The sequence below is a fragment of the Inquilinus limosus genome (assembly GCF_051487185.1).
GTDB classification, from domain to species: domain Bacteria; phylum Pseudomonadota; class Alphaproteobacteria; order DSM-16000; family Inquilinaceae; genus Inquilinus; species Inquilinus limosus_F.
The window spans coordinates 78,508-92,756 of sequence record NZ_JAHVDK010000034.1 but is presented as its reverse complement, the minus strand read 5'-3'; the positions used below and the strand labels follow the sequence as shown (position 1 = coordinate 92,756).

The following is a 14,249-nucleotide window of genomic DNA, read 5'->3' as shown; positions in this document are numbered from 1 at the left end:
GTCCGATATCGCGATCGCCGATCTGGCCGTCCTGATTGCCGCGGTCGTCGGATACCGGGGGAGCTTCAGCTTCGACACCAGCCGACCCGACGGCACACCTCGGAAGCTCCTCGACGTCAGCAAGATGGCGTCGCTCGGCTGGGCTCCAAGAATTGGCCTGCCCGAGGGCGTCTGGACGACATACCAGCACTGGCTCGCGTCGGGAGGCGGCTCGCAGCCGGTCGCGCCCAGCATCATGCGCGATGTAGCCTGACCGCATACTAGTTCCGGCATCATCGAGGAGTTGCCGCCCGCCGGACGTCGTGGTGCGCAAGCTGATCGACCGGGGTGGCGGGCGGGGCAAGGGCATGGGACGGGCGGCGGGGATGGACGCGCACCTTCGGGACAAGCTGCGGAAGATCGAGGCGCTGTATGCGGGCGCCGGAACGGCGGGGGAACGCCTGGCCGCGGAGGCGGCGCTGCAGCGGCTGCGGGCCCGGCTGAAGGCCCAGGAGGAACGGGATCCTCCGGTCGAGATGCAGTTCTCGCTGCCGGACCAATGGTCACGGCAACTGTTCCTGGCGTTGTGCCGGCGCTACGGGCTGAGGCCGTTCCGTTATCGGCGGCAGCGTCTGACGACGGTGATGGTGCGGGTGCCGCAGGGCTTCGTCGACCAGATCCTGTGGCCGGAGTTCCGGGAGCTCAACCATGCCCTGCAGCGCTATCTCCAGGAGGTGACGCAGCGGGTGATCCGGGCCGAGGTCCACGCCGATACGAGCGAAGCGGCGGAGGTCGCCGAGGCGCTGCCGTCGAGCTGACCGGCGATCTGCATCATGCCGCCCGCGCCGCTTTCCGTCGGGCTGCAGCGGTTGATGAGGCTGACAACCAGACCAACCACGCCATCGACACCCTGCGCTATGCCCCCGAAGGCCAGCGGCGCGAGCAATACGGCACAATGACCACACGCTACGCTGGGTTCGGTGAAGAGCGCCCCCGGGGACGGCGCGGCATCCGGATCAGGAAGGAGCCCGGTCAGGGTCCGGCCAGCGGCGCGTGTGGCGCGGAGACGAGACGGAGGAACAAGCGGTCCTCGCGCCGGATGAAACGCTCTCGCCGAGCGAAGTCGTAATTCTCGCGGCCGAGCGGGTCGTCGCGCAGCCGCGCCCGATACGCTTCGTAGGCGGCGAGATCGCCGATGGTGTAGAGGCCGTAGGCGGTGGTCGCCGAGCCCTCATGCGGCGCGTAATAGCCGATCAGGTCGGCGCCGCAGCGCGGGATGGCCTGGCCCCAGTTGCGGGCGTAGTGCTCGAACGCGTCAACGCGATAAGGGTCGATCTCGTACCGGATGAAACAGGTCAGCATCGCCGGGCTCCTGCCGTCGGTTGCGATCCTGATCAGCCTAGGCGATGCGGCGGCGGCGCGGCTGGGCCGACGCTTCGAGGACGGTCGAAACATCGGCCGCGGTCACGCCAGCATCGGCCACAGCGTCGCCGCCAGCAGCACGCCCATGGCGATGTTGAACCATTTCAGCCGGGCCGGATCGGCCAGGCATCCCTTCAGCGCCGTGCCGAAGCCGGCCCAGGCCAGGATGCTGGGCAGGTTGACCAGGGCGAAGGCGGCGGCGACCAGCAGCACCGAGAGGAACGGCGCCTGCGGGCTGGCATAGACCGCCATGGTCGTCACCGCCACCGCGCAGGCCTTCGGGTTGACCCATTGGAAGGCGGCCGATTCCCAGACGGTCAGCGGCCGCTCACCGGCCGCGCCGCCGCCCTGGCCGATCGAGCGCGACCGGCCGATCCGCCAGGCGAGATAGAGCAGATAGGCGGCGCCCGCCACCTGCAGGCCGATGTGCAGCGCCGGCCAGGCGGTCAGCGCCGTGCCGAGACCGAGGCCGACCGCGAGCAGCAGCGCGGTGAAGCCGAGGGTGATGCCGAGCACCTGCGGCAGCGTGCGCCGCAGGCCGAAATTGGCGCCGGAGGCCAGCAGCATCAGGTTGCTGGGCCCCGGCGTGATCGAGGTCACGAAGGCGTAGAGGCACAGTGCTAGCAGCGCATCGAGGGGCATGAGTCCGCTCCCGTCATCCGTCATCGGGAGACCGACGATGGCGTGGGAGCGGGCGACCGTGGGGTCCGGAATCCGGACCGTCAGCCGAGGACGGCGCCGCGTTCCTGCAGCAGGGCGCGGAGCACGGAGCGGTGGCAGCGGCCCTCATCCGCGCAGTAGCAGCCGAGCGAGAAATCGGCGCCATGCGACAGGGCGGCCAGCAGGTCGAGGGTGCGGCGCGGGGCCGGCCGGTCCATCTCGGCCCGGAAGGCGCGGGCGAAAGCCTCCCACTCCGCCTCCGTCCGCACCGCCTTGCCCTGGGCCAGCAATTCGGGGCTGGGCGCGAGCTCCGGATACCAGACGTCGAGCCAGTCGTCGGCGGCATAGCGCGCCTTCGGCACGCCGCGCGGCAGGCGCCGGACCGTGCCGATCCGCGTGCCCTCCCGCGGCAGGCGCGGCGTGCCGAGGCGGACGATCCGGAGGGTCATGCTTCGAGTTCCGCCGAGACGGGCACCGCGGGCTTGATGTCGGCCAACTGGTACCGAAGGAACCAGCCGGGGAAGGCGCGGGCCAGCGCCCGCGGCCCCTCGACCGCGAGGCCCAGACGCTGCGCCCCGGCGAAGCCGCGATCGCCGCGCCACCATGCCACCAGGGCGGGCAGCGGCCCCTGGACGCGGAGCGGCTCGGGGAAGCCCGGATTGTGCGTGCACAGCGAGGCCTCCGCCGGCGTCAGCAGCAGGAAGCGGGGCCGATGGCCGCGAATTTCGAAGCGTACCACCAGCGGGTCGCGCGGCAGCGCGTCGAAATCGACGCGGCGCTGCAGGTCGACCAGCACGGGCTCGAGGTCGAGATCCTCCGCCTCGGCCCGCCGCGGCAGCCAGCGCTGGCCCCAGGTGCCGAGCGCGCCGACCAGCCCGGCCAGCTCCCGCCCCGCCTCGGTGAGGACGTATTCGGGGCCGTGCCTGCCCTCAACGCGCTGGACCGCGCCGAGGACAGCCAGTTCCTGCAGCCGCTCGGATAGCATGGTGCGGGAGATCCGCGGGATGCCGCGGCGGATATCGTTGAAGCGCCGGCTGCCGCACAGCAGCTCGCGCACCACCAGCAGCGTCCAGCGCCCGCCCAGCACCTCATGGGCGCGCGCCACCGCACAGAACTGACCGTATCCCGCCATGGCGGACACGGTAGCATGGCGTGCCGGCCCGTGCGGTCCGGAATCCGGACCGCACGACAGCCGCCAGACCCGGCCCCATCTGATCCCGGCCGACGACCTCGGGGATTCGCCTTGGACCACGCCACCGAACTGGACCGCCTGGATCGCCTCGCCATCCTGCTGGATTCGCGCTGGCGTCTGCCCCTGTTGGGCTGGCGCTTCGGCCTCGATTCCGTGATCGGGCTGGTGCCAGGCCTGGGCGACGTCGCCGGCGGGCTGGTCTCCGCCTATCTCATCCTGCAGGCCCGGCGGCTCGGTGCGCCGAACCGCGTGCTGGCGCTGATGGCCGGCAATGTCGCGCTCGACATGGCCCTCGGCAGCGTGCCGGTGCTGGGCGACCTCTTGGATCTCGGGCTCAAGGCCAACCGCCGGAACGCGCGGCTGCTGCGGCGGCACTTCGCGCGGCAGGCCGTGACGGCGTGACGCCTCAGCCGATCTCCGGCGGCCAGAAACGGGCGGCGTCGGGGCGGCGCCCCTCCTCCACCAGCCAGGCGCGCAGCCGGGCGATCTTCGGCCGGTCGGCGGTGCCTTCGGGGCAGACCAGGTAATAGCCGTAATCGGCCGGGATGCGCAGGTCGAAGGGCCGCACCAGCCGGCCGGTCGCCAGGTCCTCGGCGCACAGCGCCCAGCGGCCGATGCCGACACCGAGCCCGGCCAGCGCCGCCTGCACCACGAGGCCGACATCGTCGAACGCCATCACCCGGCCGCGGCGGCGCCCCGCCGCCAGCTCCGACACCCCGGCCGCGGCCAGCCACTTGTCCCAATACCCGTAGCGCACGTCGTTCAGCAACGTGTGGTGCGCCAGGTCGGCCGGCACCTTGAGCGGCGGCCCGGTCTCCAGCAGCGCCGGGCTGCAGATCGGGAACATCTCCTCGTCGAACAGCCGGTCGGCGCGCAGCCCCTCCCAGCCGCCGGTGCCGTGCCGGACCGCGGCGTCGACATCCTCGCGCGCGAAATCGGCCGGATGCTGGCTGGCGCTGAGCCGGAGGTCGATCTCCGGATGCCGGTCGCGCAGCCGGCCGAGGCGAGGGATCAGCCATTTGCTGGCGAAATAGGGCGAGACGCTGAGGGTCAGCGGCCCGCCCGCCGATTCCTGCTGCAGCACCCGCTCGATCCCGGTCGACAGCCGGTCGAAGGCGTCGCGCAGCACCGGCAGCAGCCGCTGCCCGGTGTCGGTCAGCACCAGGCCGGACGGGCCGGCGCGGCGGAACAGCGCCACCCCAAGACGGGCCTCAAGCCCGCGGATCTGGTGGCTGACCGCGCTCTGGGTCACGTGCAGCTCGGCCGCGGCGCGGGTGAAGCTCATGTGCCGGGCCGCGACCTCGAAGGCGCGCAGCCCGTTCAGCGGCGGCAGGGCGCGACGGGCCATGCGGCTCGGCTCCGGCAAGAGATTTTCTCATCCAGCCTAGAGAAGCCGTCGTTTGCAGGCAAGCCGCCCGAAACCTAACGATTGGGACCAGGCGGCGCGTCCGGCGCCGGTGAAGAGGGGACTTCCGGCATGAGAGAATTCGGTGCGCCCGCCATCCCGTCGGGAACCGTCCGGGCACCGGCCCTGTGGGGGCCGCGCCTGGCGCTGCTGCGGCTGGCCCGCAGGATCGGGGCGATGCGCGAGCGGGCGCGCCAGCGCCGGGTGCTGGAGGCGCTGGACGACCATCAGCTGAGGGATCTCGGCCTCAGCCGGGCCGAGGCGCTGCGCGAGGCCTGGCGCCCGTTCTGGCGCTAGAGAGCGCCGGTCTCCTTGCCATACTGACTATTCAGACCAATATTATAGTCTGATTGGTCAGGAGCAGGACATGGCAGAGTGGCAGATCCAGGAGGCGAAGGCGCGTTTCAGCGAGGTGGTCGAGAAGGCCCGGACGGAAGGGCCGCAAACGATCACGCGCCATGGCCGCGAACGCGCGGTGCTGCTGTCGATCGAGGATTATCGCGCCCTGCTCTCGCAGCAGGCGGATATCCGGGCACTGCTGCTCGGCGGCCCGAAGGTGGACGACTTTACTATCGAACGCGACGGCGACACCGGCCGCGAGATCGCGCTGTGACCGCCGGTTACCTCCTCGACACCAACATCCTGTCTGAGACGCGGCGGACGCGGGCGGAGCCCCGGGTGCTGTCCTTCCTGTCCGCCGCCGATCCGGCCCGGCTGTTCGTCAGCGTTCTGTCAATCGGCGAGCTGCGCAAGGGCATCGAGATCCGGCGCCGATCCGACGCCGACATGGCGGCCAGGCTCGGCGCCTGGGCGGATGCTCTGGAAGCGAGCTTTGTCGATCGAGTCCTCGCCGTCGATGCAACGACGGCGAAGCTGTGGGGCACCTTGTCAGCGGACCGTCCGCGGCCGGTCATCGACACGCTGCTCGCGGCCACGGCGATCGCACATGACCTCACCTTGGTCACGCGGAACACCGGGGATGTGGCCGGGACCGGCGTGACAATGCTCAATCCCTGGGGATGAGCCTCATCACCGTCAGGGAATGAGCCAGCTCGCCTGCAGCGCGCCGCCGGTCCAGTCGAATGCGGCGCGGCGGTCGGCCCCGGGGACGAGGCGGACCCAGTCGATGCGGTCGACCGTCAGCACGATCACCGCGAAATTCTCCCGCCCCTCCTCCGTCCAGCCCGTCGAGGGCGGCGGCAGGGCCGGGTCGGCGATCGGGGTGCCAGGCGGGCCAGGCATGCGGTAGGCGGCGCGGACCGGGCCTGGCGTCGCCGCCCAGGCGGCGTCGAGCGCCGCGCCTGGCGGCAGCATCTCCGCCCGGCCTTCGGCACGGACCTGCACCTCCTCACCAGGGTCGTAAAGCAGCAGCGCCGCCGCCGGGTTGGCGCGGATCTCGGCCACCTTCACCGAACGGAGATCGGTGTGGATCTCGAGCCGGCGTGCGGCCGGATCGACCGCGCGCAGAATCACCGTGCGCAGCGCCGGCGCGCCCCGGCCGTCGATGGTCGCGAAACCGACCCGGCCGAGGGTGCGGCGGCGCGCGCCCGCGGCGCGGTCGAGCCGGTCCCAGGCATCGGCCAGTGCCGCGGCGAGGTCGTCGCCCGCCGGCATCAGCGATAGGTCACCGTCAGCTCGCCGACGCCGTCGACATGGCCCTCCAGCCGATCGCCCGGCCTGACCGGACCGACGCCGTCCGGCGTGCCGGTCATGATCAGGTCGCCGGGCCTGACCGCCACCAGCCGCGACAGATGCGCGATGATCTCCGGCACCGGCCAGATCTGGTCGGCCAGATCGCCGGACTGGCGGGTCTCGCCATTGATCTTGAGCCAGATCGCGCCTCGGGCCGGATGGCCGATCTCCGCCGCCGGGCGCAGCGGCGACAGCGGCGCCGACTGGTCGAAGGACTTGGCCATCGTCCAAGGCCGGGCCGCCTTCTTGGCTTCGGCCTGGAGGTCGCGGCGGGTCATGTCGAGCCCGACGCCGTAGCCCCAGACGTGGCCGAGCGCGCGCTCCGCCGCGATATCGGTGCCGCCGGTGCCGATCGCGACCACCAGCTCGATCTCGTGATGCAGGTCCTTGGTCGCCGACGGATAGGGGACCTCGCTGCCGCTCGGCACCGCCGCATCGGCCCATTTGGCGAAGAAGAAGGGGGGCTCGCGGTCCGGGTCGCCCCCCATCTCGCGGGCATGGGCGGCATAGTTGCGGCCGACGCAGAAGATGCGGCCGACGGGGAAGCGGGCGTCGCTGCCGAGCACTGGGACGAGGGTCTGCGGCGGCGGCGTGATCACGGTCGACATGAGACAGATGTCCTTCGCGGGCGATGGTCCGCGGCGAGGCTGCGCGGCGCAGCCGAGGTTGTCAAATCTCGATCCGATCCGCAGCATCATGCCGCCCATGACCAGCAGGCCTGCCTGTGACCTCGATCCTCGCCTTCATCCTCGCCGCGGTCGCCGAGATCGCCGGCTGCTTCGCCTTCTGGGCCTGGCTGCGGCTGGACCGCAGCGCCTGGTGGACGCTGCCAGGCATCGCCAGCCTGATTCTCTTCGCCCTCCTTCTCACCCGGGTCGACGCCGCCTTCGCCGGCCGGGCCTATGCCGCCTATGGCGGCATCTACATCGTCGCCTCGCTGTTCTGGCTCTGGGTCGTGGAAGGCAGCCGGCCGGACCGCTTCGACCTGCTCGGCGCCCTGCTTTGCCTGGCCGGGGCGGCTGTCATCCTGGCCGGACGCCGGCTCGCCGCCTGATCGCCGCGCTTCCGCCATGATCGCGCCGGCATGCTGCGTCGATATGATGCCGCCGGGGGGTTCATGCCATCGCTCTACGACATCAAGCCGCGGTTCCAGGCGCTGCTGCGCCCGGCTGCCGCCCGGCTCGCCGAGGCGGGCGTCGGCGCCAATGCCTTGACCCTGGCCGCGGCAGGCCTGTCCGTCCTGCTGGGCCTCGTCACCGCCATCACCGGCTGGTCCTGGATGCTGCTGCTCTATCCGCCCTTCCTCTTGCTTCGGATGGCGCTGAACGCCGTCGACGGAATGCTGGCGCGCGAGTTCTTCCGGCCGACGCCGCTCGGCGCGCTGCTGAACGAGGTCGGTGACATGGTCTCGGATGCGGCGCTCTACCTGCCGCTGGCACTCCTGCTGCCGGCACCGCCCTGGCTGGTGGTGATCACCATACTGCTGGCGATGATCGGCGAGGCCGCGGGGATCGCGGCGCGGACCATCGGCGCCAGCCGGCGCTATGACGGGCCGTTCGGCAAATCCGACCGGGCGCTGGCTTTCTCCATCCTCGCCGTCGCCGCCTTCTTCCAGGTGCTGGCGCCGCCGCTGTGGATGCCACTGGTGCTGGCGGCGCTGCTGTTGCTGTCGATCCTCACCATCATGAACCGCGTCCGCGCGGCGCTGGCGGAGATCGGCGTATGAGCCCCCTGCCGCTGTCCATCGATCCGACCGTCGCCTGGGCGCTGGCCGCCCTGATTGCCGTGCTGCTGGTGGCCGAGGCCGCCGTCCTGGTCCTGCGCCGCAGCCAGCCGGAGCGCGACTGGACCGAGCTGAAGCTGCGCATCCGCTCCTGGTGGGTGATCGTGATCGCCGGCGGCGTCGCCCTGGTGCTGAACCCCGTGGCGGTGCTGGTGGTGCTGGCTGTGGTCAGCTATCTGGCGCTGAAGGAGTACCTGTCGGTGGTGCCGACGCGGCGGGCCGACCGGGCGGTGCTGCTGATCGCCTATCTGGCCATCCCGACGCAGTGGTGGTGGATCGGGCAGGAGCAGTACGGCTTCTTCATCATCTGGGTGCCGGTCTACCTGTTCATGGTGGTGCCGGCGATGATGGTGCTGCGCGGCGAGGTCACCGGTTTCCTGCGCGCGCTGGGCACCCTGCATTGGGGCCTGATGCTGTGCGTCTTCGCCATCGGCCACGTCGCCTATCTGTTCGTGCTGCCGGAGGAGGGTGCGGCCGGGCCGGGCGGCGCCGGCCTGTTGCTTCTCCTCCTGATCCTGACCCAGGGCAACGACGTGGCGCAGTATGTCTGGGGCCGGATCTTCGGCCGGCACAAGATCGCGCCCTCGGTCAGCCCGAACAAGACGGTGCAGGGCTTCGTCGGCGGCCTCGTCACCACCATGATCGTCGCCGGGCTGATCGGGCCGCTGCTGTCGCCGCTGTCGCTGCCCATGGCGCTGGCGGCCGGGGCGCTGATGGCGGTCAGCGGCTTCTTCGGCGACCTGACGGTCTCCGCCGTCAAGCGCGACATCGGCATCAAGGACACCGGCACGCTGATCCCCGGACATGGCGGCGTGCTGGACCGGATCGACAGCCTGATCTTCGCCGCGCCGCTGTTCTTCCACTTCATGCGGTACTTCTATTACTGAGGCCGGCGGCGATGAGCAGTGACCGTCCCCTGACCCAAAATCGTCATCGCGAGGCGCGCAGCGCCGTGGCGATCCATGGGCCCGTGCCGCTGGATGGCCACGCCCCTTCGGGGCTCGCCATGACGGCGTTGGGTCTGCTGCCGCGTCGTCGCGGGTAGAGCCGGGACCATGTGGCGCCTGTTGTTCCACTGGCTGGTGACCAAGCCGCTGATGCTGCTGTTCGTGGGGCTGCATGTCCGCAACCCGGAGCGGCTGCCGATGGCCGGGCCGGCGATCATCGTCGCCAACCACAACAGCCATGCCGACACGGTGGCCCTGACCTCGCTGTTCCCGAGCCGGATCCTGCCCAAGGTGCGGCCGGTGGCGGCGGCCGACTATTTCCTGCGCAGCAAGGCGATGGCCTGGTTCTCGCTGAACTGCATGGGCATCCTGCCCTTCGACCGCCATGCGCGGGAGCGCGGCGAGGACCCGCTGACCGGCTGCGTCGAGGCGCTGGACCAGGGCTGCATCCTGATCCTGTTCCCGGAAGGGTCGCGCGGCGAGCCGGAGAAGCTGCAGCGCTTCAAGAAGGGCATCTGCCACCTGGCGCGGCGGCGGCCGCAGGTGCCGATCGTGCCGGTCTATCTGCACGGGCTGGGCAAGGTGCTGCCGCGCGGCGCCTTCCTGCCGGTGCCGTTCTTCTGCGACGCCTTCATCGGCCCGCCGCTAGCCGACCGGCCGGAGGACACCGACGCCTTCGTCGAGGCGCTGGAAGGGGCTATGGCAAAACTCGTGGAGGGCACGAGGTTCCCGGAATGGGATTGACCCTCCTCGCCTTCCTCTGGGGCGTCGCCGAGGCCAGCCTGTTCTTCGTCGTGCCGGACGTGCCGGTGTCGCTGATCGCCCTGGCCCGCGGCTGGCAGGCCGGGCTGCGCGCGGCCGTCGCCGCCGCGGCCGGGGCAATGCTGGGCGGCGCCGCGCTGGCGGTCTTCGCCAGCCAGGCGCCGGAGACCGCCCTGGCCGTGGTCGAGGCGGTGCCGGCGATCTCGCCCGCCATGATCGCCCGGCTGCAGGGCCTGATGGCCGGCGCCGAGTCCGCCGCCGGCCTGGCCGGGGTGCTGATCCTGGCCAGCCTGAGCGGCATCCCCTACAAGATCGCCGCGGCCAGCGCGCCGGCCTTGGGCATCCCGGTCTGGGAGCTGGCGCTGCTGACGCCGCTGGTGCGGTTGCCGCGCTTCGTCGCACTCGCCGCCGGCGGGGCGATCTTGCACCAGCTGACGCCCGCCCTGCCCGCCTGGCTGCAGCCGGTGCGGGTGCGGCTGTTGCTCGCGACGCTGGGCTGGTCTGCGTTCTATGTGAGCTATTGGACCAAGGTCGGGGGCTGACGTCGCGCCCTTGCCTTCCTATTTTTCGGACAACACATCTGACATAATGGAGACGGCAGCCGCGGCATTCGGCTCAGCCGGATCAGCCCGCCTGGAGAGAGCCATGGACCTGTCGCGCACCGAAGGCCGCGCGAAGAGCGCCGAAGCCGTTTCGAAGAGCCCGTCGGACCTGCAGTCGCTGCTGACGGTCGGCGGCATCTCCGCGGCCGGGCTGGGCGCCGGCCTGCTGGCCCTGTTCGGCCCGCCGGGCAGCGACCTGTCCGTCGCGCTCACCATCGTCACGGTCGTCGCCAGTTTGGGTGCGGTCGGCCTCGGCTTTCTCCTCGCCTCCGCCGCCACCCGGCGCTGAGCCGGTCAGCCCGCCTGCCGCGCCGGTGAGTCCGGCAGGATCCCCCGCTGGAACATCACGCCGAGGCGCAGGCTTTCGGCGATCTTCTCCGCCCGCTCGATGAACCGCGCCGCCGCCCGCGGCGGGCAGACCTCGCGCGCCGTGGCGCGGAACAGGTCCAGCCAATGGGCGAAATGCTCCGGCCGCAGCGCCTCGACCGCGGCATGGGCCTGCATCGGCCGCCCCTGGTAGCGGGCGCTGCGCAGCATCACCGAGGACCAGAAGTCGCACATCTTGGCGAGGTGCGGACCCCAATCGGCGCCGATCACCCCGGCGAAGATCGGGCCCAGCACGACGTCATCGCGCACGCGGCCGTAGAAGGCGTGGACCAGCGCCCTGATCATCGCCTCGTCGATCGGCTCGGTGGGGTCGGCATCCATCATATCCATGCGGACATATCGCCTGGTCCTGCTGCGAAACGCCAGGGACGGATCGCCGCGCCCCTCACCCTGGCCCGCTCACCCCCGCTGCGGCCGTTCGCTGTCGAGGCTGGCCATGCCATGTGCGGGGTAGCGGTCGCCGACGGCGGCGCCCTTGGGCACGGCCTGCTCGATGCGCGCCAGGTCGTCGGGCGTCAGCACGATGTCCAGCGCGCCGAGCGCCTCGGCCAGCTGGTCGCGGCGGCGGGAGCCGACCAGCGGCACGATGTCCCGCCCCTGCGCCGCCACCCAGGCGATGGCGATCTGGGCGACGGTGACGTCCTTCGCCGCAGCGATCGCCCGCAGCGCCTCGACCAGCGCCAGGTTCCGCTCGACATTGCCCTCCTGAAAGCGCGGGCTGTGGGCACGGAAGTCCTTGGCGTCCATGGCGCCCTTCCGCCAATGGCCGCTGATCAGGCCGCGCGACAGCACGCCATAGGCGGTGATGCCGATGCCGAGCTCGCGGCATGTCGCCAGGATGCCGTCCTCGATGCCGCGCGAGATCAGCGAGTATTCGATCTGCAGGTCGACGATCGGGTGCACCGCGGCGGCCCGACGGATCGTCTCCGGCCCCACCTCGGACAGGCCGATGTGGCGGACATAGCCGGCCTGCACCATCTCGGCGATGGCGCCGACCGTGTCCTCGATCGGCACGTTCGGGTCCAGCCGCGCCGGGCGATAGATGTCGATGTGGTCGACGCCGAGCCGCTGCAGCGAATAGGCCAGGAAGTTCTTCACCGCCTCCGGCCGGCCGTCGAAGCCGGTCCAGCCGCCGGCCGGATCGCGCAGGCCGCCGAACTTGACGCTGAGGATGGCGGCGTCGCGATTCGAGCTGGCCCGCAGCGCCTCGCCGATCAGCATCTCGTTGTGGCCCGAGCCGTAGAAGTCGCCGGTGTCGATCAAGGTGATGCCGGCGTCGAGGGCGGCGTGCAGGGTGGCGAGGCTTTCGGCCCGGTCGGACGGGCCGTACACGCCGTGGGACATGCCCATGGCGCCGAGGCCGAGGGCCGAGACCTGCGGGCCGGTGGCGCCGAGCGGGTGGTACTGCATGGCGAGCTCCGATGCGGAGGAAGGGTTTCGACATCCGGAATATGAGGGAGCGCAGTTCGTGCGATAATCCGGCCAGTGGCGAACAAGCCGTACGGATAGCCGAACGATGGCCAGCCCCGACCTGTCCGACCTCGATGCCTTTGTCGCGGTGGCCCGCGCCCGCAGCTTCCGCGGCGCCGCGGCTCTGCGCGGCGTCTCCGCCTCCTCGCTCAGCGATGCGCTGCGGCGGCTGGAAGCGCAGCTGGGCGTTCGCCTCCTGAACCGCACCACCCGCAGCGTGACGCCGACCGAAGCCGGGGAGCGGCTGATGGAGCGTCTGGCCCCGGCGCTGGGCGAGATCGCCGGTGCGCTCGACGCCGTGAACAGCTTCCGCGACAGCCCGACCGGCACGCTGCGGCTGAACGTGCCGGTGATCGTCGCCAAATGCATCCTGCCCCCGATCGCCTGCCGCTTCCTGGCCGCGCATCCCGGCATCCGGCTGGAGGTCACGTCCAACGACACCTTCGTCGATGTGCTGGCCGAGGGCTTCGACGCCGGCATCCGCTACGAGGAGCGGGTCGAGCGCGACATGATCGCGGTGCCGATCGGCCCGCGGGTGCAGCGCTTCGTCCTGGCCGCGGCGCCGTCCTACCTGGCGAAGCACGGCCGACCGCGCCATCCGAAGGACCTGGTCGACCACGCCTGCATCCGCCACCGCTTCGCCAGCGGCGTCACGATCAGCTCCTGGGAGTTCGAGCGCGACGGGGAGATCGTCCGGATCAGCCCCGACGGCCCCTTGATCGCGACGGCCATCGAGCTGGAGGTCGCCGCGGCCGTCGCCGGACTCGGCGTGATCAGTTCCTTCGAGGAGTTCCTGCGGCCAGATCTCGACAGCGGCGCGCTGGTGCCGGTGCTGGAGGAGTGGTGGCAGAGCTTCTCCGGCCCCCTCCTCTACTACCCCAGCCGGACCCACATGCCGGCGCCGCTGCGCGCCTTCGTCGACTTCATCAGGACCGGCCGCGGCGGCTGAGACTGTCAGGCCAAAGTGCGGCGGATCTCCGCATGCGCCGCCGGATACCCCTCCGACACCACCTCGAGCCGGCCGGAGACAAGCGCGTGCAGGCGCGGCAGGGCATGGAACGGCACACCGGGCGCCAGGTGGTGTTCGGTGTGGTAGCTGGCGTTCCAGAACAGGGTGCGCAGCACCAGCCCGGCCAGAGTCGTCCGGGTGTTGGCCCAGCGGTCGTCGCTGCGGACGCAGCCGGAATGCTCGGCCAGCAGCACCCAGCGCAGCAGCGGCTGCGCCAGCACCACCGGCCCGACCCAGAGCCACAGGGCCAGGCTGCTGCCGGCGGCGAGGCTGACGGCCAGCACCGCCGCATAGAGCAGCAGATAGATTCGCGCCTCGGCCGCCACCCGCAGCCGGTCGGCGTCCGGGATCCAGGGCGACCGGTCGCGCCCCGCCGCGGTCCGCACCAGACCTGTGGCCTGGTTCCACCAATAGGGCAGGCCGGTGAGGACCAGGAGATAGCGCCGGCGGGTCAGCGGCGGGGCGCCGATCAGCTCCGGGTCGCGCTCCGGATCCTGGGTGTGGCGGTGATGTGCCAGGTGGAACAGCCGGAAGCCTTCCGGCGGCAGCACCAGCAGGAAGCCGGCGGCCCAGCCGACCAGACGGTTCAGCCAGGGCGAGCGGAACGGCGTGCGATGCGTGGTCTCGTGCAGCGGGCTGAACAGGGAGATCTCGGCGATGCCGAGCAGCGCCATGGCCGGCCAGACCCACAGGCTACCTTGCGCCGCCAGCACCAGCGCCACGCCGACGGCAATCAGCGCGAGATGCCGGGCCAGCGCCCTCAGGCCCTCTGCGTCGGACCGCCGGGACAGCGCCTTCAGCGCCGCCGGCGGCAGTGCCCTGGTCTCGGCCATGTCCCATCCTCGCGCCGTCCGGCAGCCGGGATCAAGTCCGGGCGAACTCCCATAGGCTCATTAAGTGGAGGGGCCGGGGCCACCCCCTCACCCGAAATCGCTGACG

General features: G+C 71.3%; 22 protein-coding genes and 1 pseudogene. 13 read left to right on the top strand and 10 right to left on the bottom strand.

Going from position 1 to position 14,249, the window contains the following annotated elements; all coding sequences use genetic code 11:
• Positions 1 to 253 (top strand): annotated as a pseudogene (locus KXR53_RS30530) (GDP-L-fucose synthase); the annotation flags it as partial.
• Between the two features lie 52 nt (positions 254 to 305).
• Positions 306 to 797, top strand: coding sequence for a hypothetical protein (locus KXR53_RS30525; protein ID WP_437379389.1), 492 nt, complete (start codon positions 306 to 308; stop codon positions 795 to 797).
• A gap of 214 nt (positions 798 to 1,011) precedes the next feature.
• Here the strand turns inward: KXR53_RS30525 and KXR53_RS30520 are convergent, their stop codons facing one another.
• From KXR53_RS30520 to KXR53_RS30505, 4 genes are all read right to left on the bottom strand, one after another.
• A complete protein-coding gene (locus tag KXR53_RS30520; protein ID WP_437379388.1) occupies positions 1,012 to 1,341 on the bottom strand; it encodes an NIPSNAP family protein in 330 nt (109 codons plus the stop codon).
• A 102-nt stretch (positions 1,342 to 1,443) separates the two neighbouring features.
• Entirely contained in the window at positions 1,444 to 2,043 is a 600-nt protein-coding gene (locus KXR53_RS30515; protein WP_437379387.1) for a LysE family translocator, read from the bottom strand.
• An 80-nt stretch (positions 2,044 to 2,123) separates the two neighbouring features.
• Positions 2,124 to 2,510: a DUF488 domain-containing protein gene (locus tag KXR53_RS30510; protein ID WP_437379386.1), complete on the bottom strand. Its 387-nt coding sequence runs from the start codon at positions 2,508 to 2,510 to the stop codon at positions 2,124 to 2,126.
• Positions 2,507 to 3,193, bottom strand: a complete 687-nt coding sequence (locus KXR53_RS30505) for a winged helix-turn-helix transcriptional regulator (RefSeq protein ID WP_437379385.1) — start codon at positions 3,191 to 3,193, stop codon at positions 2,507 to 2,509. Before KXR53_RS30505 ends, KXR53_RS30510 begins: the two co-directional genes overlap by 4 nt.
• Before the next feature lie 111 nt (positions 3,194 to 3,304).
• Here KXR53_RS30505 and KXR53_RS30500 point away from each other — a divergent pair, with 111 nt between their 5' ends.
• Complete coding sequence (locus KXR53_RS30500; protein WP_437379384.1) at positions 3,305 to 3,655, top strand: DUF4112 domain-containing protein; 351 nt, start codon at positions 3,305 to 3,307, stop codon at positions 3,653 to 3,655.
• A 4-nt stretch (positions 3,656 to 3,659) separates the two neighbouring features.
• Here the strand turns inward: KXR53_RS30500 and gcvA are convergent, their stop codons facing one another.
• Positions 3,660 to 4,601 carry a transcriptional regulator GcvA gene (gene gcvA / locus KXR53_RS30495; protein WP_437379383.1) on the bottom strand — a complete coding sequence of 314 codons (942 nt, stop codon included), beginning with the start codon at positions 4,599 to 4,601 and terminating at the stop codon, positions 3,660 to 3,662.
• A gap of 129 nt (positions 4,602 to 4,730) precedes the next feature.
• Between gcvA and KXR53_RS30490 the strand changes: the two genes are divergently transcribed.
• The 3 genes from KXR53_RS30490 (at position 4,731) to KXR53_RS30480 (ending at position 5,681) form a co-directional block, all read left to right on the top strand.
• The gene (locus tag KXR53_RS30490; RefSeq protein ID WP_437379382.1) at positions 4,731 to 4,955 is read left to right on the top strand and encodes a DUF1127 domain-containing protein; all 225 of its coding nucleotides are present in this window, start codon (positions 4,731 to 4,733) and stop codon (positions 4,953 to 4,955) included.
• 70 nt (positions 4,956 to 5,025) lie between these two features.
• The gene (locus KXR53_RS30485; RefSeq protein ID WP_437379381.1) at positions 5,026 to 5,271 is read left to right on the top strand and encodes a type II toxin-antitoxin system Phd/YefM family antitoxin; all 246 of its coding nucleotides are present in this window, start codon (positions 5,026 to 5,028) and stop codon (positions 5,269 to 5,271) included.
• On the top strand, positions 5,268 to 5,681 hold the full coding sequence (locus KXR53_RS30480; protein WP_437379380.1) for a type II toxin-antitoxin system VapC family toxin: 414 nt from the start codon (positions 5,268 to 5,270) through the stop codon (positions 5,679 to 5,681). Before KXR53_RS30485 ends, KXR53_RS30480 begins: the two co-directional genes overlap by 4 nt.
• 12 nt (positions 5,682 to 5,693) lie before the next feature.
• Here KXR53_RS30480 and KXR53_RS30475 read toward each other — a convergent pair whose 3' ends face one another.
• A complete protein-coding gene (locus KXR53_RS30475) occupies positions 5,694 to 6,272 on the bottom strand; it encodes a pyridoxamine 5'-phosphate oxidase family protein (protein ID WP_437379378.1) in 579 nt (192 codons plus the stop codon).
• Positions 6,272 to 6,958 carry a fumarylacetoacetate hydrolase family protein gene (locus KXR53_RS30470; RefSeq protein WP_437379376.1) on the bottom strand — a complete coding sequence of 229 codons (687 nt, stop codon included), beginning with the start codon at positions 6,956 to 6,958 and terminating at the stop codon, positions 6,272 to 6,274. The genes KXR53_RS30475 and KXR53_RS30470 overlap by 1 nt, the downstream gene beginning before the upstream one ends.
• Positions 6,959 to 7,074: 116 nt before the next feature.
• On the opposite strand from KXR53_RS30470, the gene KXR53_RS30465 reads away from it, so the two are divergent.
• The 6 genes from KXR53_RS30465 (at position 7,075) to KXR53_RS30440 (ending at position 10,733) form a co-directional block, all read left to right on the top strand.
• Positions 7,075 to 7,404 carry a YnfA family protein gene (locus tag KXR53_RS30465; RefSeq protein WP_437379374.1) on the top strand — a complete coding sequence of 110 codons (330 nt, stop codon included), beginning with the start codon at positions 7,075 to 7,077 and terminating at the stop codon, positions 7,402 to 7,404.
• Positions 7,405 to 7,467: 63 nt separating this feature from the next.
• Positions 7,468 to 8,076 (top strand): CDP-alcohol phosphatidyltransferase family protein, encoded by a 609-nt coding sequence (locus KXR53_RS30460; RefSeq protein WP_437379372.1) that lies wholly within the window; start codon positions 7,468 to 7,470, stop codon positions 8,074 to 8,076.
• Positions 8,073 to 9,020 carry a phosphatidate cytidylyltransferase gene (locus tag KXR53_RS30455; RefSeq protein ID WP_437379370.1) on the top strand — a complete coding sequence of 316 codons (948 nt, stop codon included), beginning with the start codon at positions 8,073 to 8,075 and terminating at the stop codon, positions 9,018 to 9,020. Before KXR53_RS30460 ends, KXR53_RS30455 begins: the two co-directional genes overlap by 4 nt.
• A 168-nt stretch (positions 9,021 to 9,188) precedes the next feature.
• Positions 9,189 to 9,824, top strand: a complete 636-nt coding sequence (locus tag KXR53_RS30450) for a lysophospholipid acyltransferase family protein (protein WP_437379368.1) — start codon at positions 9,189 to 9,191, stop codon at positions 9,822 to 9,824.
• On the top strand, positions 9,815 to 10,384 hold the full coding sequence (locus KXR53_RS30445) for a hypothetical protein (protein ID WP_437379366.1): 570 nt from the start codon (positions 9,815 to 9,817) through the stop codon (positions 10,382 to 10,384). The genes KXR53_RS30450 and KXR53_RS30445 overlap by 10 nt, the downstream gene beginning before the upstream one ends.
• A 103-nt stretch (positions 10,385 to 10,487) precedes the next feature.
• Entirely contained in the window at positions 10,488 to 10,733 is a 246-nt protein-coding gene (locus KXR53_RS30440) for a hypothetical protein (protein ID WP_437379364.1), read from the top strand.
• A gap of 5 nt (positions 10,734 to 10,738) precedes the next feature.
• On the opposite strand, the gene KXR53_RS30435 is transcribed toward KXR53_RS30440, so the two are convergent.
• Entirely contained in the window at positions 10,739 to 11,161 is a 423-nt protein-coding gene (locus KXR53_RS30435) for a group III truncated hemoglobin (RefSeq protein ID WP_437379362.1), read from the bottom strand.
• A 69-nt stretch (positions 11,162 to 11,230) separates the two neighbouring features.
• Positions 11,231 to 12,241 (bottom strand): aldo/keto reductase, encoded by a 1,011-nt coding sequence (locus tag KXR53_RS30430; RefSeq protein ID WP_437379360.1) that lies wholly within the window; start codon positions 12,239 to 12,241, stop codon positions 11,231 to 11,233.
• Between the two features lie 106 nt (positions 12,242 to 12,347).
• On the opposite strand from KXR53_RS30430, the gene KXR53_RS30425 reads away from it, so the two are divergent.
• A complete protein-coding gene (locus KXR53_RS30425) occupies positions 12,348 to 13,250 on the top strand; it encodes a LysR family transcriptional regulator (RefSeq protein ID WP_437379358.1) in 903 nt (300 codons plus the stop codon).
• A 5-nt stretch (positions 13,251 to 13,255) separates the two neighbouring features.
• On the opposite strand, the gene KXR53_RS30420 is transcribed toward KXR53_RS30425, so the two are convergent.
• Positions 13,256 to 14,143, bottom strand: a complete 888-nt coding sequence (locus KXR53_RS30420) for a fatty acid desaturase (RefSeq protein ID WP_437379356.1) — start codon at positions 14,141 to 14,143, stop codon at positions 13,256 to 13,258.
• Positions 14,144 to 14,249: the final 106 nt, after the last annotated feature.